Below are 22886 nucleotides of genomic sequence, written 5' to 3' on the forward strand. Positions count from 1 at the left end.
GTGACGCCGCCGACCCAAACGCCTGGCGCCGAAGCGGGCAGCGATAGCGGCGACTTCGCGTCGGACCGCATCCTTGCGCGCATCGGTCAACTGACGCGCACGTTGCGCGATTCGATGCGCGAACTCGGGCTCGACAAGCACGTCGAGCGCGCGGCCGAAGCCGTGCCCGACGCGCGCGACCGGCTGAAGTACATCGCCAACATGACCGAGCAGGCCGCCGAGCGCGTGCTGTCGGCGATCGACATCGCGAAGCCGATCCAGGAGCAGTTGCAGAAAGACGCATGCACGCTCGACGCGCGCTGGGAGCAGTGGTACGCGGCGCCGATCGAACGCGAGGAAGTGCGCGCGCTGATGAACGACACGCGCACCTTCCTGCGCGGCGTGCCCGACTCGACCAGCGCGACCAACTCGCAGCTGATGGAGATCATGCTCGCGCAGGACTTCCAGGATCTCACCGGCCAGGTGATCAAGAAGATCACCGAGGTCGTCTATCTGATCGAGCAGCAGCTGCTCGGCGTGCTGGTCGAGAACATCGCGCTCGAGAGGCGCGAGCAGTTCGCGGCGCACGCGGCGGCTCTGAAGGCCGAGGTGTCGTCGACGGGCAGCCCCGAGCATCTGCTCAACGGTCCGCAGATCAATCCGGAAGGCAAGACGGATGTGGTCCAGGATCAATCGCAGGTCGACGATCTGCTCGCGAGCCTCGGTTTCTGAGCAAACGATTCGGCCCGGCAAGCGCGCCGGGCTGGTGCTTTCTCCGCGATTTACGCCAAACACGCGGTCAATCGGCACCGACTCCCCTTCTTCCTTACGATTTCCTGCTAGTAGTAGTCGGTAAGTCGCACGTGCGGGCGCACCTTGCGCCGGCTGTAAGAATCCGCAGGCATACTACGAGGTCAAAGCGGTACGGCACCCGGCCCGCGCAACGCCGGGCAGTCGCGTGGCGAGGAGATCCCTCGGCATTGCGGCCGCGGTGGCGCCGTATCATCTGCCTATAAGCGGCCGCTTCGTGTAACCGGCGAAGCGTGCCGCGGCCCGGAAGGAGCTTCTCATGTGGAGTCGTATTGGTCGCGCCGGAGTCACGGCGCTCGTGTTGCCATGTTCGTTACTGGCCCTGATGGCCGCGCAATCAGCCCATGCGGCGCTGGGCAGCGCGCCGCTTACCCCCCCGTCCGACGCGTCGGTGTCGTCCCGCGTGGTGCAGCCCGCCAGCGGATCATCGCAAAGTGTGATGCGTTCTCAAGCGAGCGGGGCATCTTCCACCTCTTCCACACCCGCCTCCTACACGGTACGCGAGACCACGTTCGGCAACGGCACCGTGGTGCGCGAATATCTGAGCACGAGCGGCGCGGTATTCGGCATTGCGTGGCGTGGTCCGCAAATGCCCGATCTCAATGATCTGCTCGGCAGTTATTTCCCGCAGTACGTGGCCGGCGTGAAGGCCGCGCGAGCCGCGCGCGGCAACGCGCGGGGGCCGGTCGCCGTGAACGACGGCAACATCGTGGTGCATTCGGGCGGCCACATGGGCGCGTTCAGCGGCGTCGCGTGGCTGCCGTCAGCGCTGCCCGCCGGCGTCAGCGGTTCCGACATCCAGTAACGGCGAGGACGACGATGCGAATCATGCTCACGACCGCGAATCTGAAAGGCTGGATGCAGGCCATGCTTGCCGTGCTGCTGGCGGCGACGCTCGTCGCCTGCGGTGGAGGCGGCGGTGATGACAACTCCAGTTCCAACAATGGCGGCGGCACGTCGAACGGACTGAACGGCGGTTCGCTGCCGCCCAGCCCGACCCAGCAGCCGATTGCCGCGAACGCGTCGAACACGGTGCCGATCACGGTCGGCCGGGGCGTGGCCGGCGTCATCAACATTCCGACCGTCAGCGTGACGATCTGCGCGCCGGGCTCGACCACCAACTGCCAGACCATCAACAACATCCAGCTCGACACCGGCTCGTTCGGCTTGCGCGTGGTCAGCTCGGTGCTCAATTCGACGCTGCTGGGCGCGCTGCCAAACAGCACACTCGGCAGCGGCGGCCCGCAGCTCGCCGAGTGCGCGACGTTCGCGGACGGCTTCACGTGGGGCTCGGTGCGCACCGCGCTCGTGACGATCGGCGGTGAAACGACGACCGGCGCCATCCCGCTGCAGATCATCGGCGACAAGCCCACGAGCACGGTACCCACGAGCGGCTGCGGCAGCGGTTCGCCCCAAAACACGGTCAGCGACCTGGGCGCCAACGGCATTCTCGGCGTCGGCACCGCGCTGACCGATTGCGGCGGGACCTGTGCGAACCCGGCGACCGCGGCGATCTACAGCAACTACTTCGCCTGCCCGAACGGCACGTCGTGCACGCGCACCGCGGTGCCGCTCAACCAACAGGTGGCCAACCCGGTCGCGAACTTCCCGCTCGACAACAACGGCGTGATCGTACAGATGGCGCCCGTGTCGAACTTCGGGCAGGCGTCGGCGACCGGCACGCTGGTGTTCGGCATCGGCACGCAGGGGAACAACCCGCTTGCGGCCGCGCAGGTCTTCACGACCGGCCCATTCGGCGATCTCGACAACAGCAGCTTCAACGGCGCGACGGTCCAGGCGTTCCTCGATTCCGGCTCGAACGGCTATTTCTTCACCGATGGCTCGATCACGCTGTGCGGCAGCCAGTTCCCGGGCTTCTATTGCCCGTCGTCGGCGCAAACCCGCACGGTCACGCTGGTGGGATTGAACAAGGTATCGGCGGTCGCTAGCATCGGCATTCTGAGTGCGCAGACGCTGTTCGCGAACGGCAGCAACTTCGCGTTCAACAACCTCGCCGGTCAGATCAGCGGCAACGCCAGCTTCGACCTCGGTCTGCCGTTCTTCTACGGCCGCCACGTGTACTACCACCTCGATCAGACCGCGAGCGGCGGTCCCTCCCCGTTCGTCGGCTACTGAAGCCGCACGTCTATCCGATGCCGGACGGCGCGCGTGAAACACGCGCGAGCCGTCCGGTCATCTGTCGAAATACCCCGGTTTCTCCTTCTTTATCCGCCGATCGGCGCTTGCGTCGAGCAGGAATAATCGCTCTCACTGGAAAGAGGCGCCGTGCCTCGGCCGACTGGAGAGCTTTGTGGCAGAGGACAGCGACCTCGAAAAAACCGAATCAGCCACCCCTCGGCGCCTGCAGAAGGCGCGCGAGGAGGGGCAGATCGTGCGTTCTCGGGAGCTGTCGACCTTCGCGCTGCTCGCGGCCGGGTTCTACGGTGTATGGGGCATGTCCGGCAACATCGGCGAGCATTTGCAGAACATGGTGCGGGCGTCGCTGATGTTCAACCACGCGAGCGTGTTCGACACCAACCGCATGCTGATCGGCGCGGGCACTGCGGGTCGCGAAGGGCTGTACGCGCTCGTGCCGGTACTCGGCGTCACCGGACTGGCCGCGCTGCTCGCACCGATGGCGCTGGGCGGCTGGCAGCTGTCGGCGAAGGGGCTCGAGCCCAAGTTCAACCGGCTGAACCCGATCGAGGGCTTCGGCCGCATGTTTTCGATCAACGGACCGATCCAGCTCGGCATGTCGCTCGCGAAGACGCTGGTGGTGGGCCTGATCGGCGGCACGGCGATCTGGAATCGCCACGAGGAATTCCTCGCGCTCGCGACGCAGCCGCTCGAAGTCGCGCTCGCCAACTCCATGCATCTGATCGCGGTGTGCTGCGGCATGACGGTGGCCGGCATGTTCGCGGTGGCCGCGCTCGACGTGCCGTATCAGCTGTGGTCGTTCCACAAGAAGCTGCGCATGACGAAGGAAGAAGTGAAGCGTGAGCATCGCGAGAGCGAAGGCGATCCGCACATCAAGGGCAAGATTCGCCAGCAGCAGCGCGCGATCGCGCGGCGCCGCATGATGGCGCAAGTGCCGAAGGCCGACGTGGTCGTGACGAACCCGACGCACTTCGCGGTCGCGCTGCAATACACGGACGGCGAGATGCGCGCGCCGAAGGTGGTCGCCAAGGGCGTGAACCTCGTGGCCGCGCGGATTCGCGAGATCGCCACCGAAAACAACGTGCCGCTGCTCGAAGCGCCGCCGCTCGCGCGGGCGCTGTATCACAACGTCGATCTGAATCGCGAGATTCCGGGGCCGCTCTATGGCGCGGTCGCCGAAGTGCTCGCGTGGGTCTATCAGCTGCGCCGCTTCAAGGCCGAAGGCGGCGACGTGCCGCTCGCGCCGACCGAACTCGACGTGCCGCCGGAGCTCGACAAGGGCGCCGTGTCGGACGAGGACGCCGCCGAAGAAGCCGCCGACACGCTGAACCCGACCGCCGACAACGCCAACGACGCCACTAGCGGCGACAACAACGGAGCCTCCGCATGAACGCTCGCGCCGGTTTCCTCGCCCGACGGCCGGATGCGCTGAGCAGCACCAACCTGCGCGCCCTCGCCGGGCCGGTGCTGATCTGCATGATCCTCGGCATGATGATTCTGCCGTTGCCGCCGTTCCTGCTCGATCTGCTGTTCACGTTCAACATCGCGCTGTCGGTGATGGTGCTGCTCGTCAGCATGTACACGATGAAGCCGCTCGACTTCGCGGCGTTCCCGAGCGTGCTGCTGTTCTCGACGCTGCTGCGGCTGTCGCTGAACGTCGCCTCGACGCGGATCGTGCTGCTCGAAGGCCATACCGGTCCCGATGCGGCCGGCCAGGTGATCGAGTCGTTCGGCCACTTCCTCGTGGGCGGCAACTTCGCGGTCGGTATCGTCGTGTTCGTGATCCTGATGGTGATCAACTTCATGGTGATCACGAAGGGCGCGGGGCGGATCGCCGAAGTGTCCGCGCGCTTCACGCTCGACGCGATGCCCGGCAAGCAGATGGCGATCGACGCCGATCTGAACGCTGGCCTCATCAACGAAGAGCAGGCGCGCAAGCGCCGCACGGAAATCTCGCAGGAAGCCGAGTTCTACGGCTCGATGGACGGTGCGAGCAAGTTCGTGCGCGGCGATGCGATCGCCGGTCTGCTGATCATGGTGATCAACATCATCGGCGGGCTGATCGTCGGGATGATCCAGCACGACATGAGCTTTGCCGCGGCGGGCAAGAACTACACCCTGCTGACGATCGGCGACGGCCTCGTCGCGCAGATTCCGTCGCTGGTGATTTCGACGGCGGCCGGCGTGATCGTGTCGCGCGTCGCGACCAACGAGGACATCGGCACGCAGCTGACCGGGCAGCTCTTCACGAACCCGCGCGTGCTGATGATCACGGGTTGCATTCTCGTGCTGATGGGCCTGATCCCGGGCATGCCGCACTTCGCTTTCCTGATTCTGGGCGGCGGCCTGATCCAGCTCGGCCGCACGATGAAGAAGCGCAACGAGGAGCGCAAGAACGCGCCGGCGCTCGTCGACGTCGCGCCGGCCGCGCTCGCGCCTGTCGAAAACGCCGAGGCGAGCTGGGACGACGTGACGATGATCGACACGCTCGGCCTCGAAGTCGGCTACCGGCTGATTCCGCTCGTCGACAAGAACTCGGACGGCGAGCTGCTCAAGCGAATCAAGAGCATCCGCAAGAAGTTCGCGCAGGAAATCGGCTTCTTGCCGCCGGTCATTCATATCCGCGACAACCTCGAATTGCGGCCAAACGGTTATCGGATCGCGTTGAAGGGCGTCGAGGTCGGTTCGGGCGAGGCGTACCCGGGCCAGTGGCTCGCGATCAACCCGGGCCAGGTATCGGCCGCGCTGCCGGGCACGCCGACCCAGGACCCGGCGTTCGGCCTGCCCGCGATCTGGATCGATACGAATCTGCGCGAGCAGGCGCAGGTATACGGCTACACGGTCGTCGATTCGAGCACGGTGGTCGCGACGCACCTGAATCACCTCGTCGTCACGCACGCGTCGGAGCTGCTCGGCCGCCGCGAGGTGCAGTCGCTGGTCGAGCGGATGCAGAAGGACACGGCGTCGCTGGTCGACGATCTGGTGCCGAAGATGCTGCCGCTCACCACGCTGCAAAAGGTGCTGCAGAACCTGCTCGAAGAAGGCGTGCCGATCCGCGACATGCGCACGATCCTCGAAGCGCTCGCCGAGCACGCGACCAAGATCACCGACCCGCACGACCTGACCGCCGCGGTGCGGCTCGCGCTGGGTCGCGCGATCACGCAGCAGTGGTTCCCCGGCACCGCCGACATGCAGGTGATGGGCCTCGACGCGAACCTCGAACGGGTGCTGTCGCAGGCGCTCTCGACCGGACCGAACCCGGGTCTCGAACCGGGTCTCGCGAACACGCTGCTCACCGAAACGCAGAAGGCGATGATGCGTCAGCAGAATCTCGGCCTCGCTCCGGTGCTGCTCGTGCAGCACGCGCTGCGGCCGATGCTCGCGCGCTTCCTGCGCCGCAGCCTGCCGCAGCTGAAGGTGCTGTCGTATGCGGAAGTGCCCGATACGCGCAACGTCAAGGTGGTGAACCTGATCGGCGCACAGGGCTGACGCAGGCCGCTCGCTCGTCACTGTCGATACGACGAAAACCGGCGCTCCAGTGGGGCGCCGGTTTTCGTTTGCAAGCGCCTTTCAGCGCTCGTCGAACGATGTGTCTGCCGTGTGTCCATCGCGCGAATTGCCCGCCTTTAACGGTCTTTATCCATCGATCGTGGCCCGACGCGTTTCGCAATAATTGATCGCAATGGGAAGCGGTGTATTGCCGGTCCTTCAGTCCGTATACCTCATCGGGGGTCCAGCTTGAACATTCGTAAATTTGTCGGTGCTACCAGTCGCGATGCGTTGCGTCTCGTTCGCGAAGCACTTGGCCCCGATGCGGTCGTGCTGTCGAATCGCACGATGGACGACGGCAGCGTCGAAATCGTCGCGCTCGCGGATAGCGATCTCGCCGCCATCACGCCGAAAGCGCGTGAAGGCGCGGCATCGACGGCGGGGCCGCGCGGCTTGTCCACAGCGCCGATGAATCCATATGCGAGCGCCATGCCGGACGTGTTTTCGTCGGTGTTCGGCGCGAGCCCGGAAGCGGGTGCCGAAGCGATGCCGGCGATCGAACCGGCGAATGCGGCCGCGGATTCGATGGGCGGCTCGGCGAACAAGACGGCGCTCAATTCGGCGCTCAATTTTGCGGTCGGCCAGGCGGCCGACATGCTGTCCGCGACTGAAGCAGCGCCGGCCTCGTTGCCCGGCAGTTCGCCAGTTGGCCCGGCGATGCCGGCTGCGAGCGGCGCGTCCGCGGCCATCGCGACAGGCGCCGCGCCCGTCGCAAGCCAGCCCGCTGCCGCCGCGCCTTCCGGCGCGAGCGCCCGCGCCGCATCCACGCGCCTGTCGAAATACATCCGCGCGGATCTGCTGAAAGCCGCCGGCGTGCCGGTACCGCCGGCCGTCGCATCGAGCGAGGCCGCCGCGCCGCGCACGATGGCCGAATCGAATCCGTGGCTCATCGATCACGCGCGCCGCATCGCGGCCGAGCAGCAGCAACAACAAGACGGCCAATACAGCGCGCGTCCCGCCGCCATGACGCCCGCCGTCGCGACCGCCAAAGGCCTCGGCAACGCGGTCGACGCGCGGCCGGTGATCGACACGCCCGACTGGGCGCGCGAAGCCGCCGAAGTCGCCGCGCGCCGCAGCGCGCAGAAGATCGCGACGGCGTCCTCCAGCGACGAGGGCCGCACGCCGGCCGCCGTCGCCGAAGCGATCAAGGCGCGCATGGAGCAGGTCGTCAAGGACACCGTCATGAACGAGCTGTCGTCGATCCGCGACATGATGGAAGAGCAATTCGCGGGTCTGCTGTGGGGCGATCGACAGCGCCGCAGTCCGGCACGCGCCGCGCTCACCAAGCATCTGTTCGCCGCGGGCTTTTCCGCGCAGCTCGTGCAGATGCTGGTCGACAACATGCCCGAAGCCGTCGACACGATGGACGGCGGCATGGACTGGGTGCGCTCGGTGCTCGAATCGAACCTCCCAGTGATGGAGAACGAAGACGCGCTGATGGAGCGCGGCGGCGTGTTCGCGCTGATGGGGCCGACCGGCGTCGGCAAGACGACGACCACCGCGAAGCTCGCCGCGCGCTGCGTGATGCGCTTCGGCGCGAGCAAGGTGGCGCTGCTGACGACCGACAGCTACCGCATCGGCGGTCATGAACAGCTGCGCATCTTCGGCAAGATTCTCGGTGTTTCGGTGCACGCGGTGAAGGACAGCGCCGATCTGCAACTCGCGCTCTCGGAATTGCGCAACAAGCACATCGTGCTGATCGACACGATCGGCATGAGCCAGCGCGACCGCCTCGTGTCCGAGCAGATCGCGATGCTGAGCCGCGCCGGCCAGCCGGTGCAGCGTCTGTTGCTGCTCAACGCGACGAGCCACGGCGACACGTTGAACGAAGTCGTGCAGGCCTATCAGCGCGCGCCGGACCAGCAGCCGCTCGCCGGCTGCATCCTGACCAAGCTCGACGAAGCGACCAACCTCGGCGGCGTGCTGGATACGGTGATCCGCTACAAGCTGCCGGTGCATTACGTATCGACCGGACAGAAGGTGCCGGAGAACCTGTACGTCGCGACGAAGAAATTCCTGATCAAGAGCACCTTCTGCATTCCGCGCGACAACTCGCCGTTCGTGCCGCACGACGACGACATCCCCGCTTTGCTGTCCTCGCTTTCCGCACGTTCGACGGCCGAGCTGCACGAGGTTCGCTTTGGATAAGTTCGGTTCAGATCAAGCCGAAGGGTTACGGCGGCTGCTCGCGCGCGGCGGTGCGCGCGTGATCGCGTTGGCGGGTGCGTCGTCGGGCGTCGGCAATACGACCGCAGCGGTCAACCTCGCCGCGGCGCTCGCGCAGCAGGGCAAGGACGTGCTGGTGATCGACGAATGCGTCGGTGAGAACTCGGTGAGCGCGATGCTTGGCGGCTTGCGCGGCGCCGGCAACTTCGCGGCGGTGATGCGCGGCGACACCCCGGTCGACTTCGCCGCCGCGCGTCACGCGCTCGGTTTTTCGGTGCTGGCCGCGTCGCGCAACAACCGCGAGGGGCACACGGAAGCCGAACTCAGCGTGCTGCTCGGCGGCTCGGCCGACATCGTGCTGATCGACGCGCAGCTCGACGTCGAAGGGCATCTGTCGCCGCTCGCGAAGCAGGCGCACGACGTGATGATCGTCGCGCGCATGTCGGGCGAGGCGATCACCGACGCGTATGCGTGCATCAAGCGGTTGCACTACGCGCACGCGATCGCGCAGTTGCGCGTGCTCGCGAATCACGTGCAAAGCGCCAACGACGCGCAAGCCGCGTTCGCGAAGCTCGCCGGCGTGGCCGGCCGTTATCTGACCGTCGCGTTGGAGTGCGCCGGCTGCATCGCGGCCGACGTGCGCATGGCGCGGGCGCTGGAGCTGTCGCGCTGTGTGGTCGACGCGTTTCCGTCGACACCGGCCGCGCGCGACTTCCGCCATCTCGCCGCCGAATTGCAGTACTGGCCGATGCGGCCAGCGATGTCGTCGCAAACGCCCTGGCGGGCGCCTGCGACAGTTACAGCGGCGCACCACGCCGACCAACCGTCCGCGCATCACGCTTAAAAGGCGTGCACGAAGGATAAGGGGAGCACGATGTACAACGCTCAGGGAAAGATTTCTCAGGCCGACGTTCTGACGAAGTACGCACCGCTCGTGCGTCGACTCGGCTTGCAGCTCGTCGCAAAAATGCCGGCGAGCGTCGATCTCGACGACCTGATCCAGGCCGGCATGATCGGCTTGCTGGACGCCGCCGGCCGCTACAAGGAAGACCAGGGCGCGCAGTTCGAGACCTATGCCAGCCAGCGGATTCGCGGCGCGATGCTCGACGAGCTGCGCAGCAACGACTGGCTGCCGCGCAGCCTGCGCCGCACCTCGCGCGAAGTGGAAACCGCGGTGCACAAGGTGGAGCAGAACCTCGGCCGCTCGGCGAGCGAGGCGGAGGTCGCCGAGCACCTGCAGATGCCGCTCGACGAATATCAGTCGATGCTGCAGGACCTGCACGGCAGCCAACTGATCTACTACGAAGACTTCGACCGCTCCGCCGACGACGAACCTTTTCTGGACCGCTACTGCGTCGATCATTCCGATCCGCTGTCGGCGCTGCTCGACGACAGCTTGCGCTCGGCGCTCATCGAAGCGATCGACCGCTTGCCGGAGCGTGAGAAGCTGCTGATGTCGCTCTACTACGAGCGCGGCATGAATCTGCGCGAGATCGGCGCGGTGATGGAAGTCAGCGAATCGCGCGTATGCCAGTTGCACAGCCAGGCGGTGGCACGCCTGCGCGCCCGGCTGCGCGAAATGGCCTGGGCGAACGCCGAAACGAACTGACGCCACTGCGGGGCAGGCTGCCGATCTTCAGGCGCTGCCGTTCACATGCGGCAGTGCGGCGATGCCGATGCACGCCGGTGCCGCCCGCCGTTGCTCAATCGTCCGCCATCTCATGCTCGGCGGCGAGCGCAAGAAACGCCGAGCGCGACATGCCGCGCGCCTGTGCGTACGCGTCGATCTCCTGCACCAGCACCTCAGGCAGCGAGATATTGATGCGAACCGCCTTCTTCAACGCCGGAATATTGCGCGTTGTCACGAAACCCCAAGTGAACCCCTCGAACTCGGGATTGCGCCGATGCTCGCCGAGCGTGAGCGGCTCGGGCAGCGGCAACCCTTCGTCGAGCAAAGTTTCGAGATGCGATTCGATTGCCTCCTTCGCGTTCGCATACGCTTCTTCGAGCGTGTCGCCCGCGGAGTAGCAGCCCGGGATATCGGGCACCACGACGCCGAACGCGTGCGTGTTGTCTCCGGGTTCGATGGCGATCGGAAAGATCAGATGCTTCATTTGAGCCCCGCCTGTTTCAGAATGCTGTTCAGGGTGCCGGCCGGCAAATCTTTTTTCGGATGGGGGACTGTGACGAGCCCCCGTTTTCCCGCGTGCCTGAAATGATGGTGACTGCCCGCTATGCGGACGAGCTGCCAGCCATTTGCTTGAATCAATTTGACGACCGCGGCACTGTTCATACATCATACCCTCCATTATACACACACCTACACAAACAACCGCAAGATTTCGCCTGTCGAAGCGCGGCTCCGTCGAAGCCGCGGCGTCGGAGAAACCTCGAACGAAGTCATCATTTCAACGTGATGAGGTGGATTAGCGCCAGCTAGCCGAACGGCTAACGCGGCGTGGAATGCGGAGGGACGTGGATGAAAAGGCGGTGGCGAAAAATGAAAGGGCCCGTCGTCGACGGGCCCTTTCTTTCATTTCGGATATTGCTCGATTGCGGGCCTGACAGGCCGGCCGATCAAAGTCCCGAATAAGCCGGAATTCGTCCGTCCGGCCCATACAGATTCGTCTTGCGCGGCACGTTGACTTGCAGCGCTTTTAGCGCGCGCTGGTTGTAGTCCATCCGCACGCGGATCAGCTCGCCGTTGTTGGTGTTGACGCGCCGAGCGCGATCCGCGGCTTTCTGCAGCAGCTTCCATTGCGTCGCGACGCGCGCGTCGGTGCTCGCCGCGAGCTCCATGCCGGACCAGCCGGTCGGAAAGCCGAGTTCGGTCAGATGTGCGTCACGCGCGGCTTCGAGCCTCGCGAGCACGCCGATGAGTTCGGTTTTCTTCTCGACGATCGCTGGCAACTGCTCCATTGGCGAGACCGCCGTCAGTGCTTTGGTTTCGAGAGTGAGGATCGAGGCGAATGCCTCGACGGTCGAATATTCTTCGATCAGGGTAGCAACCAGGGCGTCTTTCATGTCAACAACTCGCTACGCACACCGGCTCGCGAACGACGCGCGAACCGCGTTGGTCGAACGCCGCCCGGCAGGTCACCGCGCGGCGCAATGCCGATCAGTGGCCGGTCGACGAGGTTTTGTTCCGCAACAGATCGCGCGCCGTCTGCAGTACGCCGTCGGCGATCTTGCCGGAGTCGATCTGCAGCGTGCCGTCCTTGATCGCCTGCTTGATCGACTCGACGTGCGCGGTGTCGATGTCGGCCGAGCCGGAGGCCGCGAGGCTGCGCAAATGCTGCGACAGACCCGACAGGCTGACGCTCGTGTCGCCCGACGCGCTGCCCGCGGCCGGCGCGGCCGTGCCCGTCGCGCCCTGCGTGGCGCTGGTTGCCGGCGTGGCTTCGCCGCTCTGCTGCGAACGGGACAAAGCGTCTTTCAACGACGGCAGATTCGAAGAGGTGGTGGGATCGACTTTCACGATTGGCTTCCCTTACGATTTGATCCTGATAACGGCAACTGCTGATCAAAACTTTAGCGCAATCGCTCGACCCCGGCCCGCCGGTAGGCGGCCATCCGCCCCTTTCAATATCCGTTCGTCATTCCGCTCACATCTGGATCTCGACCGTGCCGCCGTCCTTGACGATGCCGGAGATGATCTGGCCGTTTGCGGTCTTCACACGCACCTGCTGGCCCGGCGACGCGTTGTTCATCGCACTGCCCTCGGACGAAATCGAGAACCCGTCGCCGGCCGCGACGACCCGCACGGTCTGGCCGAACACCACCGCCGACGCGCTCTTCAGCATGTCGCGGCGCAGCGGCATGCCGCCCGAGATCCGCACCAGCGAGACCGAACCGACCGCCTGCGACGGGTCGGTGACGATCGCCTGCGGCAGGCCGGTCAGGTCGCCTTCTCGCGCCACGAGGTCGGCGGCCGTGAGCACTTCGCCCGGCGCCATCGCGCGGGCGGCGAGGTAGTAGGTTGCATGCAGCGAGATGCGCGCCTGCAGATAAATGGTCCACGGGCGCTCGCCCGCGCAGCGCACGCCGACGGTGAGCCGCCCCCACAAGCGCCCGCCGCTCGGCATGAACGGTTCGAGCGACGTGCACGCAGCGAGGCCGCGCGGAAACGCGGACGCGACCGTGATGTCCACCTTGCCGGGCAGGCCGACGGCCTGCTGTTTCAGGAACGCGAGCGCGGCTGCGTGAATCGCTTCCGGGTCCTGCTGGCCTGGCAGCGGCGTAGGTTGGGCGGGCGTCGCGGCGGCAGCGGTCTGCGGCGTTCTCTGTGCGACGGCGGTGGCGGTGTTGGCAACTGGTTGGCGCGCGCCGGGCGACGTCGCGGGCACTTTCACACTTGGCAGACGCGACGGCTGTGCGGCAGCCGCCGCGAGCGGCTTGCCGTTCGCGCCGAACTCGGGCGGCTCGCCGCGAGCCGCGAGACTGTCGAAGCCATCGCTTTGCGATGCATTGGCGGCGACCGCGGGCGAATTCGCGGCGCTGGCGGCCGCGCCCGCTTCGACATTGACGCGCGCGACGCCCGATGCTCCCGTGCTGGCCGCCGGCGGAATCGTGACGACGCCGTTGGCGTCCGGTTTGAAGTTGGTGCGGATGATGGCCGGCGCGGCGGCTGCGGGCTCGCCCGCGCCCGGAATGACGATCGCGCCGCTTGCGCTCGCCGCACGCCCGAAGGTATCGGTGTCGCGCAACGCGGATGCGCGGCCGAGCGACTGCGCGGTCGCCGCCGCGAGCGACGCCGCCGACGCGCTGCGCTGCGCCGGCGTCTGAATCCGCTGCGCAAGATCGTTCAGCGCGGCGGGGTTGTTCTCGGCGGGCCCTGGAATCACGATCGGGCCGCTCGCATCCTGCGCCTTGGTCGTAGCCGGCAGCAACACGATGCCGCCCGCAACCCATACGGCGACGTTGATCACCACCCGCGTCAGGCAACGCGCCACGCACCGCGAGATAGAGCGCGGCAGCGGTTGCGCGAGCACGCCCTCCGAACCATCGACACGCTCATCAGCCCCGCCGCCACCCGCGCGACGCCTCGTCGTGCCGCCCGCACGCTGCGGCAAGGGGTTGGTGGGCTGGTCCATCGCGGGTCTCCATCGAATGCATCGGTACGCCTTGCATTCTAGTGAGCACCCCTTTCGCGCAAACGTTGAATAGAAGCCCCCTTTCCCGGTTATTCGTCCGATTGCCGCTTGCGCCCGACCCATAAGATGCATCACATGCAAAAAGGCCTTTGCCCCCGCCGCGTGTCTTTCATGATGCGCACACGGGACGGCCTTGGAAACGTTCTCGGGAGATTCCGATGCTGGACAAACTCGATGCCGAATTCGCGTTCGGCCGGCAGGCGATGGATGTGCGCGCATACCGGCAGGAACTGTTGTCGTCGAATATCGCGAACGCCGACACGCCCGGCTATAAGGCGCGCGATATCGACTTCGCGTCGTCGCTCGCCGGCGCGCTGAAGAAGACGGGCGGCAGCACCGCCGGGCAGGGCGCATCGAACAACTCGACGCTCGCGATGGCGCAGCCCGCCGGCGTGACGAGCGGCATGTCGATGAACACGACCGAGGCCGGCCACATGAGCGGCAAGACCAGGCTGAGCGCGACGGGCGGCAGCCCGGACGACTACGGCAACCTGCAATACCGCATGCCGCTGCAGCCGGCGCTCGACGGCAACACGGTCGACGTAGACGTCGAGCGTGTGCAGTTCGCCGACAACACGGTGCACTTCCAGTCGGGTATGACGGTCGTGTCGAGCCAGATCAAGACGATGCTGTCGGCGATCACCTCGGGCTCGTCGTAAGCCGGGCACGAGTACGCCGCGCGAGCAGGGCGCATAGCGGCTGAACACAGGCAGCATGCACGCACGAACAGAAACGCTACGGGACTTAACGTGAAGCCGGTGCGAACCGGCAGGAGAGGTCAGGAAACATGCCATCCCTGATGAATATTTTTGGTGTCGCGGGTTCCGCGATGTCGGCGCAGTCGGAGCGGCTCAACGTGACGGCGTCGAACCTCGCCAACGCGGACAGTACGACGGGCCCCGACGGCCAGCCGTACAAGGCCAAGCAGGTCATATTCGCGGTGAACCCGATCGGCGGCGCGCGCACGCGCTCCGGCCAGCAGGTCGGCGGCGTGCGGGTGACCGGCGTGGTCGACGATCCGTCGCCGATGAAGACCGCGTACGACCCCGGCAATCCGGCCGCCGACGCGAACGGCTACGTGACGCTGCCCAACGTCGACCCGGTGCAGGAGATGGTCAACATGATCTCGGCCTCGCGCTCGTACCAGGCCAACGTCGAAACGCTGAACACTGCCAAAACCCTGATGCTGAAAACGCTCACGATCGGAACCTGAGGAGAGAGTCTTGACCACCAACACCACGATCGGCAGCAACGGCACGACCGTTTCGCAGACGCTGCTCGACACGATGAACGGCACGAGCAGCACGAGCTCGACGAGCGGCACCTCGGGCACTTCGGCTTCGGACCTGCAGAACACCTTTCTGCAACTGCTCGTCGCGCAGATGAAGAACCAGGACCCGACCAATCCGATGGACAGCTCGCAGATGACCTCGCAGCTTGCCCAGATCAGCACGGTGCAGGGCATCAGCAACCTCAATACGTCGCTGACCTCGCTGTCGACCCAGCTGTCGGCCAGCCAGCAGGCGCAGTCCGCGCTGCTGATCGGCTCGACCGTGCTCGCACCGGGCAACTCGGTCACCGTGTCGAGCGGCAAGGCGAACGAGTTCGGCGTCACGCTCGCGAATTCCGTCAGCGACCTGCAGATCGTCGTGAAGAACTCGGCCGGCACGATCGTCAACACGCTGGATCTCGGCAAGCAGTCGGCCGGTACGATTCCGGTTGGCTGGACGCCGACCGACTCGGCAGGCAACACGCTGCCCGACGGCACCTACACGATTAGCGCGACCGGCACGATCAATGGCCAGCAGGCGACGGCCACCACGCTCACCAGCGCGACGGTCCAAAGCATCGTCCAGCAGAGCAGCGGCACGCCGGGCCTCGTGCTGTCGAACGGCACGACGGTCGGCCTGACCAGCGTCGCCGCGATCCTGTAGTCCGGATCCATCCAGTTACGACTTTCCAGATACGGAGTACGTCATGAGTTATCAAACAGGTTTGAGCGGGCTGTCGGCGTCGTCGAGCGATCTCGACGTGATCGGCAACAACATCGCCAACGCCAACACCGTCGGCTTCAAGAGCGGCACCGCGGAATTCGCCGACATGTACGCCAATTCGGTCGCCACCGCGACGAGCCAGCAGATCGGCATCGGTACGAAACTCTCCGAAGTGCAGCAGCAGTTCTCGCAAGGCACGATCACGACGACCAACCAGGCGCTGAACGTCGCGATCAACGGCAACGGCTTCTACCAGCTGTCGGACAACGGCACGCTGGTCTATTCGCGCAACGGCGTGTTCCAGCTCGACAAGAACGGCTTCATCACGAACGCGCAGGGCTTGAAGCTGATGGGTTACGCGGCCAGTAGCTCGGGCATCATCAACACCGCGCAGACCGTGCCGCTGACCGTGCCGACCGCGAACATCGCGCCGCAGGCGACCACCTCGATCACCGCGGGCCTGAACCTGAACGCGCAGGACAACATCATGCTCGGCGCGCCGACCGTCGCGGCCGGCGGCGCCAACACCGGCACGCTGACCACGACCGGCGCGACGATCACCAACGCGGCCGCGGGCAGCAACACCGACAACTACACGATCAACTTCACGAGCCCGACCACCTACACGGTCTCGGTAAACGGCGGCCCGGCCTCGGCGGCGCAGACCTACACGGCCGGCACTGCGATCACGCTCGGCAACGGCGAGAGCATCACCTTCAGCGGCACGCCGGCGACCAACGACAGCTACACGGTCGCGCCGAATCCGACCGCGTTCAACCAGAACAGCTCGACGACCTACAACTACTCGACGAGCACGACCGCCTACGATTCGCTCGGCGGCTCGCAGACGGTCAACATGTACTTCGCGAAGACCGGCTCGGGCACGTGGAACGTGTACGCGGGCCCGGCGGCCGGCACCGCGACGCTGATCGGCACGGCGAACTTCAACTCGTCGGGCACGCTGGTCAGCACGAGCCAGGTCAACACCCCGATCGCCAACCCGCCTACGTTCACCGCGACTACGACGCTCGGCGGGTTCAGCTTGTCGATCCCGACCACCGACGGTTCGGGCACACCGCAGAACATCACGCTGAACCTCGGCGCCACCACCCAGTACGGCGGCAAGAACGGCGTGAACAGCCTGTCCACCAACGGCTACGCGGCGGGCCAGCTGACCAGCTTCACGGTTGGCTCTGACGGCACGCTGACCGGCAACTACTCGAACGGCCAGACCGCGGCGCTCGGCCAGATCGTGCTCGCGAACTTCGCGAATCAGAACGGCCTCGTCAACCTCGGCAACAACGAGTACGGCCAGACGTCGGCCTCCGGCGTCGCGCAGATCTCGACGCCGGGCTCGACCAATCACGGTGTGCTGCAAGGCGGCGCGGTCGAGAACTCGAACGTCGATCTGACGAGCGAGCTGGTCAACCTGATCACCGCGCAGCGCAACTATCAGGCGAACGCGCAGACGATCAAGACCCAGCAGGCCGTCGACCAGACCCTGATCAACCTGTAAGCCAACGGGACCTCTTCATGGATCGGCTGATCTACACCGCGATGTCGGGCAGCGCGCAAGCGCTCGAACAGCAGGCGATCGTCGCGAACAACCTCGCGAACGCGTCGACCACGGGCTTTCGCGCGCAGCTCGAAACCTACCGCGCCGTGCCGATGTCGTTCGGCGACGGCAGCACGATCAACGACAACACGACCCGCACCTTCGTGCTGTCGTCGACACCGGGCGCCGACTACACGCCGGGGCCGATCCAGCAGACCGGCAATCCGCTCGACGTCGCGATTCAGGGGGCCGGCTGGCTGTCGGTGCAGACCGCCGACGGCAACGAGGCCTACACGCGTGCGGGCAATCTGCACATCGACGAAAACGGCCAGCTCGTGAACGCGACCAATCAGGTCGTGCTCGGCAACGGCGGGCCGGTATCGGTGCCGCCGGGCGCGCAGATCACGATCGGCAAGGACGGCACGGTGTCGGCATTGACGCCCGGCGATCCGCCCACCGCGGTCGTCACCATCGATCAGCTGAAGCTCGTCAATCCCGATCCGCAGTCGATCACGCGCGGCGATGACGGACTGTTCCGCACCGCCGACGGCAACCCCGCCGACGCCGATCCGACCGTGATGCTCGCGCCGGCGTCGCTCGAAGGCAGCAACGTGAATCCGGTCAGCGCGATGGTCTCGATGATCACCAACGCGCGCCAGTTCCAGATGCAGACGCAGTTGCTGCAAAACGCCGACAAGAACGATCAGTCCGCCAACCAGATTCTCAGCTTCAGTTAACGGATTGCCACGGGGCGCCCTACGAGGCTCGCCCCGAGACCAGGAGAACCATAAGTGAACCGCTCACTCTATATCGCCGCCACCGGCATGAATGCGCAACAGGCGCAGATGGACGTGATTTCTAACAACCTCGCGAACGTCAGCACCAACGGCTTCAAGGGCTCGCGCGCGGTGTTCGAGGATCTGCTGTACCAGACCATCCGCCAGCCGGGCGCGAACTCGACGCAGCAAACCGAGCTGCCGTCCGGCATTCAGCTCGGCACCGGCGTGCAACAGGTCGCGACCGAGCGTCTGTACACGCAGGGCAACCTGCAGCAGACCGGCAACTCGAAGGACGTCGCGATCAACGGCGCGGGCTTCTTCCAGGTGCAGATGCCCGACGGCCAGACTGCCTACACGCGCGACGGCTCGTTCCAGACCAATGCGCAGGGCCAGCTCGTCACGTCGAGCGGCTACCAGGTGATTCCGGCGATCACGATCCCGAACAATGCGACCTCGCTGACGATCGGCAGCGACGGCGCGGTGTCGATCACCGTGGCCGGCTCGAGCAATACGCAGCAGCTCGGCACGATGCAGCTCGCGACCTTCATCAACCCGGCCGGCCTCGACTCGAAGGGCGAGAACCTGTTCGCGGAGACGGCTTCGTCGGGCGCGCCGAACGTGGCGCAACCGGGTCTGAACGGCGCGGGCACGCTCAACCAGGGTTACGTGGAAGCGTCGAACGTGAACGTCGTGCAGGAGCTGGTGAACATGATCCAGACGCAGCGCGCGTACGAAATCAACAGCAAGGCCGTGACGACCTCCGACCAGATGCTGCAGACCTTGAGCCAGATGCCGGTTTGAGGACTGGAAATTTAAGGCGGTAAACGATGATGTCGCATTCCACTCGCACTCCGGTTCATTCGCGCACGGCCGTGGCGCTCGTGCAGCTCACGCTGCTCGCCGCGCTCGGCGGCTGCGCGCTCGTGCCGAAGCAACCGATCATCCAGCAGCCGATGACCGCACTGCCGCCGGTGCCGCCGCAGGCGCAGGCGCCGGGCTCGATCTACAACCCGGGCTTCGCGGGCCGTCCGCTATTCGAAGATCAGCGGCCGCGCAACGTGGGCGACATCATCACGATCGTGATCGCCGAGAACATCAACGCGACCAAGAACTCGGGCGCGAATGCGAGTCGCAATGGCAGCACGAACTTCAACGTGCCGACCGCGGGCTTCCTCGGCGGACTGTTCGCCAAGACCAACCTGAGCGCGACCGGCACCAACGGCTTTGCCGGCACCGGCGGCGCGAATGCGTCGAATACCTTCAACGGCACGATCACCGTGACCGTGACCGGCGTGCAGGCGAACGGCAACCTGATCGTGAGCGGTGAGAAGCAGATGCTGATCAATCAGGGCAACGAGTTCGTGCGCTTCTCGGGTGTCGTCAATCCCAACACGATTTCCAGCCTGAATGCCGTGTACTCGACCCAGGTCGCCGACGCGAAAATCGAATACTCCGCGAAGGGCTACATCAACGAAGCGGAGACCATGGGCTGGCTGCAGCGGTTCTTCCTCAACGTGGCGCCGTGGTGATCATGGGTACTGTTTTCAACACGCTGTCGCGCGCGGGCCGCGCACTGATGTTCGTCGCGCTCGCCTGCGCGGCGCTGCCGGCCGCGACGCCCGCGCATGCCGAGCGCCTGAAGGACCTCGCGCAGATCCAGGGCGTGCGCGACAACCCGCTGATCGGCTACGGCCTCGTGGTCGGCCTCGACGGCACCGGCGACCAGACCACGCAGACGCCGTTCACGACGCAGACGCTCGCGAACATGCTCGCGAACCTCGGCATCTCGATCAACAACCAGGCGGCGGGCTCGAGCAACTCGCAATCGTCGCTGTCGAACATCCAGCTGAAGAACGTCGCCGCCGTGATGGTGACCGCGGTGCTGCCGCCGTTCGCGCGGCCGGGCGAAGCGATCGACATCACCGTGTCGTCGCTCGGCAATGCGAAGAGCCTGCGCGGCGGCACGCTGCTGCTCACGCCGCTCAAGGGCGCCGACGGCCAGGTGTATGCGCTCGGCCAGGGCAACGTCGCCGTGGGCGGCGCGGGCGCGAGCGCGAACGGCAGCAAGGTGCAGGTCAATCAGCTGGCCGCGGGGCGCGTCACCGGCGGCGCGATCGTCGAGCGCGCGGTGCCGACCGCGGTGTCGCAGGCGGGCATGATGCAGCTCGACCTGAACGACATGGACTACGACACCACGCAGCGCGTCGTCGCGGCGATCGACAACGCGTTCGGCAGCGGCACCGCGACCGCGCTCGACGGCCGCACGATCCAGCTGCGCGCGCCGGCCGATCCGCAGCAGCAGGTCTCGTTCATGGCGCAATTGCAGAACCTCGAAGTGCGCCCCGGGCAGGCGGCCGCGAAGGTGATCCTGAACGCGCGCACCGGCTCGATCGTGATGAACCAGATGGTCACGCTGCAGAGCTGCGCGGTCGCGCACGGCAATCTGTCGGTCGTGATCAATACGCAGCCGGTGGTGAGCCAGCCGGGCGCGTTCTCGAACGGCCGCACCGTGGTCGCGCAGCAGTCGCAGATCCAGATGAAGCAGGACAACGGCGCGCTGAAACTCGTGAATGCCGGAGCGAACCTCGCCGAGGTGGTGAAGGCGCTCAACGCGCTCGGCGCGACGCCCGCGGATCTGATGTCGATCCTGCAAGCCATGAAAGCCGCCGGTGCCTTGCGCGCCGACCTTGAAATCATCTAAGGAGCACACGAGATGAATTCCGATCCGACCAATGGCGTCAACTCCGCCGGCGACCTGACCAGCCGGTTCGCGCTCGACGTCCAGGGCTTCGGCGCACTGAGCGCGCAGGCGAAGGCCTCGCCGCAAGCCGGTATGAAGATGGCCGCGCAGCAGTTCGACGCCGTGTTCACGCAGATGATGTTGAAGAGCATGCGCGATGCGACGCCGCAGGACAGTCCGTTCGATTCGCACGACACGGCGACTTTTACGTCGATGATGGACCAGCAGATGGCGCAACAGCTGTCGAAGCGAGGCATCGGCGTCGCCGACGCGATGCTCAAGCAGTTGATGCGCAACCAGGGCATGCAGGTTGGTGGCGCGAACGGCGCGGGCGCGGCGGGCGGTCTCGCCGGCATGGCCAACGCGCTCGGCGGCGGCAGCGGCGGCGGCGACGAAGGCCAGAGCGCCGCGCTCAACGCGCTCGCGCGCGCCTACGGCAACGCCCAGGCCAACGGCCAGCTCGCGCTGGGCCGCGGCTACTCGGCCAATAGCGCGCTGACTCCGCCGACGCGCGGCGACGGCAGCTCGCCGAAGGTCGATGCGTTCGTCGACAAGCTCGCCGCGCCGGCGCAGGCCGCGAGCGCGGCGACCGGCATTCCGGCGCGCTTCATCATCGGTCAGGCCGCGCTCGAATCGGGCTGGGGCAAGAGCGAGATCAAGAAGGCCGACGGCTCGACCAGCCACAACGTGTTCGGCATCAAGGCGGGCAACGACTGGACCGGCAAGACCGTGTCGACGGTCACGACCGAATACGTGAACGGCAAGCCGCATCGCACGGTGGAGAAATTCCGCGCGTACGACTCGTACGAGGAAGCGATGACCGATTACGCGAGCCTGTTGAAGAACAATCCGCGTTATGCACAGGTGATCAATTCGTCGCGCGACGTGAACGGTTTTGCGAACGGCATGCAGCGCGCCGGTTATGCGACCGACCCGCATTACGCGAAAAAGCTGCTGTCGATCATGCAGAAAATGGGCTGATCCAACGCGGGAAATGGGGCGGATACGCTTTTAACGTTTGCGCGACATTTTCCGGCGAATATTTAAATTGAGCCCCTAAATTTTGGCTCGATGCTGCCGCTAACGAGTTAGACCCGATACCGGAACAGCGCTGCAAGGTCCGGTCGAACGCGTGTGTTGCGGCTTTGCATGAAGACCCTCAGAGTCGATGGCTAGGCCCTGGCACGTGCCCGCAAGAACATGCTTACCGGCAAGCCCATGGATATGAACCAGTCGAACGGCCTGATTGACACGAACAGTCAGCCGCACGTCCCGCAAGACGAGAGCCCTTCCGATTTCGGCCGCCGCAATCCGCTGGAAATCGGCGTGCAGCTGCGCAATATCGTCAATCGCGGCGATTTCCTCACGGTCGAATATGCGGGCGGGCAGCTCGTCACGCGCCTGCTCGACGTCGACGTGCGCGAGCGCACCTTCACCTTCGATTGGGGCGCGCTCGCCGAGCAGAACAAGGGGCTGCTCAGCGCCCCGCGTTGCCAGTTCCACGCGTCGCCCGACGGTGTGCGCGTCGAGTTCACGACGCCGACGCCGCGCGAGACGCGCTTCGAGGGAATGCCGGCGTTCGAGGCCGACTTCCCCGAGGTGCTGTTCTACGTGCAGCGCCGCGAGTACTTCCGCGTCGCCGCGCCGATTCTCGACCCGTTCATGTGTACCGGCCGGCTGCCCGACGGCGACACGTTCCGCTTCGAGGTGCACGACCTGTCGCTCGGCGGCGTCGGCATGCGCACGACCGACCTGCGTGTCGCCGAGCTGCCAATGGGCGCGCGCCTGATGGACTGCGAGCTCACGCTCGGCGCGCTCGGCCGTCTGTCGCTCGATCTGCAGCTCGTGTCGCATCGCTCGCTCGCGATGCCGAACGGCACGCAGCGCTATCAGCTCGGCTTCCGTTTCCTGTCGCTGCCCGGCAGCGCGGAAAACACGCTGCAGCGGCTGATCACGCAGCTCGAAATGAAGCGCCGCTCGCTGGCGCGCTGAGCCGCGAACCAA

General features: G+C 65.9%; 23 protein-coding genes. 18 read left to right on the forward strand and 5 right to left on the reverse strand.

Annotation, left to right across the window (positions count from 1 at the left end):
• From cheZ to AB3X95_RS31605, 8 genes are all read left to right on the forward strand, one after another.
• Positions 1-711, forward strand: coding sequence for a protein phosphatase CheZ (gene cheZ, locus AB3X95_RS31570; protein ID WP_176109974.1), 711 nt, complete (start codon positions 1-3; stop codon positions 709-711).
• Positions 712-1048: 337 nt separating this feature from the next.
• On the forward strand, positions 1049-1594 hold the full coding sequence (locus AB3X95_RS31575; protein ID WP_176124470.1) for a DUF2844 domain-containing protein: 546 nt from the start codon (positions 1049-1051) through the stop codon (positions 1592-1594).
• Positions 1595-1608: 14 nt separating this feature from the next.
• The gene (locus AB3X95_RS31580) at positions 1609-2925 is read left to right on the forward strand and encodes a DUF3443 domain-containing protein (RefSeq protein WP_368623356.1); all 1317 of its coding nucleotides are present in this window, start codon (positions 1609-1611) and stop codon (positions 2923-2925) included.
• 175 nt (positions 2926-3100) lie between these two features.
• Complete coding sequence (gene flhB, locus AB3X95_RS31585) at positions 3101-4336, forward strand: flagellar biosynthesis protein FlhB (RefSeq protein WP_176124472.1); 1236 nt, start codon at positions 3101-3103, stop codon at positions 4334-4336.
• Complete coding sequence (gene flhA, locus AB3X95_RS31590; RefSeq protein ID WP_176367760.1) at positions 4333-6435, forward strand: flagellar biosynthesis protein FlhA; 2103 nt, start codon at positions 4333-4335, stop codon at positions 6433-6435. Before flhB ends, flhA begins: the two co-directional genes overlap by 4 nt.
• A 249-nt stretch (positions 6436-6684) precedes the next feature.
• Complete coding sequence (flhF, locus tag AB3X95_RS31595) at positions 6685-8643, forward strand: flagellar biosynthesis protein FlhF (RefSeq protein WP_368623357.1); 1959 nt, start codon at positions 6685-6687, stop codon at positions 8641-8643.
• Positions 8636-9505 carry an AAA family ATPase gene (locus AB3X95_RS31600; RefSeq protein ID WP_176367758.1) on the forward strand — a complete coding sequence of 290 codons (870 nt, stop codon included), beginning with the start codon at positions 8636-8638 and terminating at the stop codon, positions 9503-9505. Before flhF ends, AB3X95_RS31600 begins: the two co-directional genes overlap by 8 nt.
• 30 nt (positions 9506-9535) lie before the next feature.
• Positions 9536-10270 carry an RNA polymerase sigma factor FliA gene (locus tag AB3X95_RS31605; RefSeq protein ID WP_013090888.1) on the forward strand — a complete coding sequence of 245 codons (735 nt, stop codon included), beginning with the start codon at positions 9536-9538 and terminating at the stop codon, positions 10268-10270.
• A gap of 94 nt (positions 10271-10364) precedes the next feature.
• Here AB3X95_RS31605 and AB3X95_RS31610 read toward each other — a convergent pair whose 3' ends face one another.
• The 5 genes from AB3X95_RS31610 to flgA form a co-directional block, all read right to left on the reverse strand.
• The gene (locus tag AB3X95_RS31610; protein WP_176124476.1) at positions 10365-10775 is read right to left on the reverse strand and encodes a type II toxin-antitoxin system HicB family antitoxin; all 411 of its coding nucleotides are present in this window, start codon (positions 10773-10775) and stop codon (positions 10365-10367) included.
• On the reverse strand, positions 10772-10954 hold the full coding sequence (locus AB3X95_RS31615; protein ID WP_368623358.1) for a type II toxin-antitoxin system HicA family toxin: 183 nt from the start codon (positions 10952-10954) through the stop codon (positions 10772-10774). Before AB3X95_RS31615 ends, AB3X95_RS31610 begins: the two co-directional genes overlap by 4 nt.
• Before the next feature lie 284 nt (positions 10955-11238).
• Positions 11239-11685 (reverse strand): flagella synthesis protein FlgN, encoded by a 447-nt coding sequence (locus AB3X95_RS31620; protein WP_176109983.1) that lies wholly within the window; start codon positions 11683-11685, stop codon positions 11239-11241.
• 94 nt (positions 11686-11779) lie between these two features.
• Positions 11780-12139, reverse strand: a complete 360-nt coding sequence (gene flgM / locus AB3X95_RS31625; protein ID WP_176367756.1) for a flagellar biosynthesis anti-sigma factor FlgM — start codon at positions 12137-12139, stop codon at positions 11780-11782.
• Positions 12140-12266: 127 nt separating this feature from the next.
• Positions 12267-13754 carry a flagellar basal body P-ring formation chaperone FlgA gene (flgA, locus tag AB3X95_RS31630; RefSeq protein ID WP_368623359.1) on the reverse strand — a complete coding sequence of 496 codons (1488 nt, stop codon included), beginning with the start codon at positions 13752-13754 and terminating at the stop codon, positions 12267-12269.
• 218 nt (positions 13755-13972) lie between these two features.
• Between flgA and flgB the strand changes: the two genes are divergently transcribed.
• The 10 genes from flgB (at position 13973) to AB3X95_RS31680 (ending at position 22874) form a co-directional block, all read left to right on the forward strand.
• A complete protein-coding gene (flgB, locus tag AB3X95_RS31635) occupies positions 13973-14473 on the forward strand; it encodes a flagellar basal body rod protein FlgB (RefSeq protein WP_176367754.1) in 501 nt (166 codons plus the stop codon).
• 128 nt (positions 14474-14601) lie between these two features.
• Complete coding sequence (gene flgC, locus AB3X95_RS31640; protein ID WP_013090881.1) at positions 14602-15027, forward strand: flagellar basal body rod protein FlgC; 426 nt, start codon at positions 14602-14604, stop codon at positions 15025-15027.
• A gap of 10 nt (positions 15028-15037) precedes the next feature.
• Positions 15038-15748, forward strand: coding sequence for a flagellar hook assembly protein FlgD (locus AB3X95_RS31645; RefSeq protein WP_176367753.1), 711 nt, complete (start codon positions 15038-15040; stop codon positions 15746-15748).
• A 43-nt stretch (positions 15749-15791) separates the two neighbouring features.
• Complete coding sequence (locus AB3X95_RS31650) at positions 15792-17324, forward strand: flagellar hook protein FlgE (RefSeq protein ID WP_368623360.1); 1533 nt, start codon at positions 15792-15794, stop codon at positions 17322-17324.
• 17 nt (positions 17325-17341) lie between these two features.
• Positions 17342-18100: a flagellar basal-body rod protein FlgF gene (flgF, locus tag AB3X95_RS31655; protein ID WP_176124484.1), complete on the forward strand. Its 759-nt coding sequence runs from the start codon at positions 17342-17344 to the stop codon at positions 18098-18100.
• Between the two features lie 54 nt (positions 18101-18154).
• On the forward strand, positions 18155-18943 hold the full coding sequence (gene flgG, locus AB3X95_RS31660) for a flagellar basal-body rod protein FlgG (protein WP_184226244.1): 789 nt from the start codon (positions 18155-18157) through the stop codon (positions 18941-18943).
• Between the two features lie 29 nt (positions 18944-18972).
• A complete protein-coding gene (flgH, locus tag AB3X95_RS31665; protein ID WP_176124629.1) occupies positions 18973-19671 on the forward strand; it encodes a flagellar basal body L-ring protein FlgH in 699 nt (232 codons plus the stop codon).
• A gap of 2 nt (positions 19672-19673) precedes the next feature.
• The gene (locus AB3X95_RS31670) at positions 19674-20843 is read left to right on the forward strand and encodes a flagellar basal body P-ring protein FlgI (RefSeq protein WP_281375070.1); all 1170 of its coding nucleotides are present in this window, start codon (positions 19674-19676) and stop codon (positions 20841-20843) included.
• A gap of 12 nt (positions 20844-20855) precedes the next feature.
• A complete protein-coding gene (gene flgJ, locus AB3X95_RS31675; protein ID WP_176124485.1) occupies positions 20856-21863 on the forward strand; it encodes a flagellar assembly peptidoglycan hydrolase FlgJ in 1008 nt (335 codons plus the stop codon).
• Between the two features lie 237 nt (positions 21864-22100).
• Positions 22101-22874 carry a flagellar brake protein gene (locus AB3X95_RS31680; protein ID WP_176124492.1) on the forward strand — a complete coding sequence of 258 codons (774 nt, stop codon included), beginning with the start codon at positions 22101-22103 and terminating at the stop codon, positions 22872-22874.
• Positions 22875-22886: the final 12 nt, after the last annotated feature.

Origin of the sequence: Paraburkholderia sp. BR13444, assembly GCF_040948755.1 — a bacterium.
GTDB classification, from domain to species: Bacteria; Pseudomonadota; Gammaproteobacteria; order Burkholderiales; family Burkholderiaceae; genus Paraburkholderia; species Paraburkholderia youngii.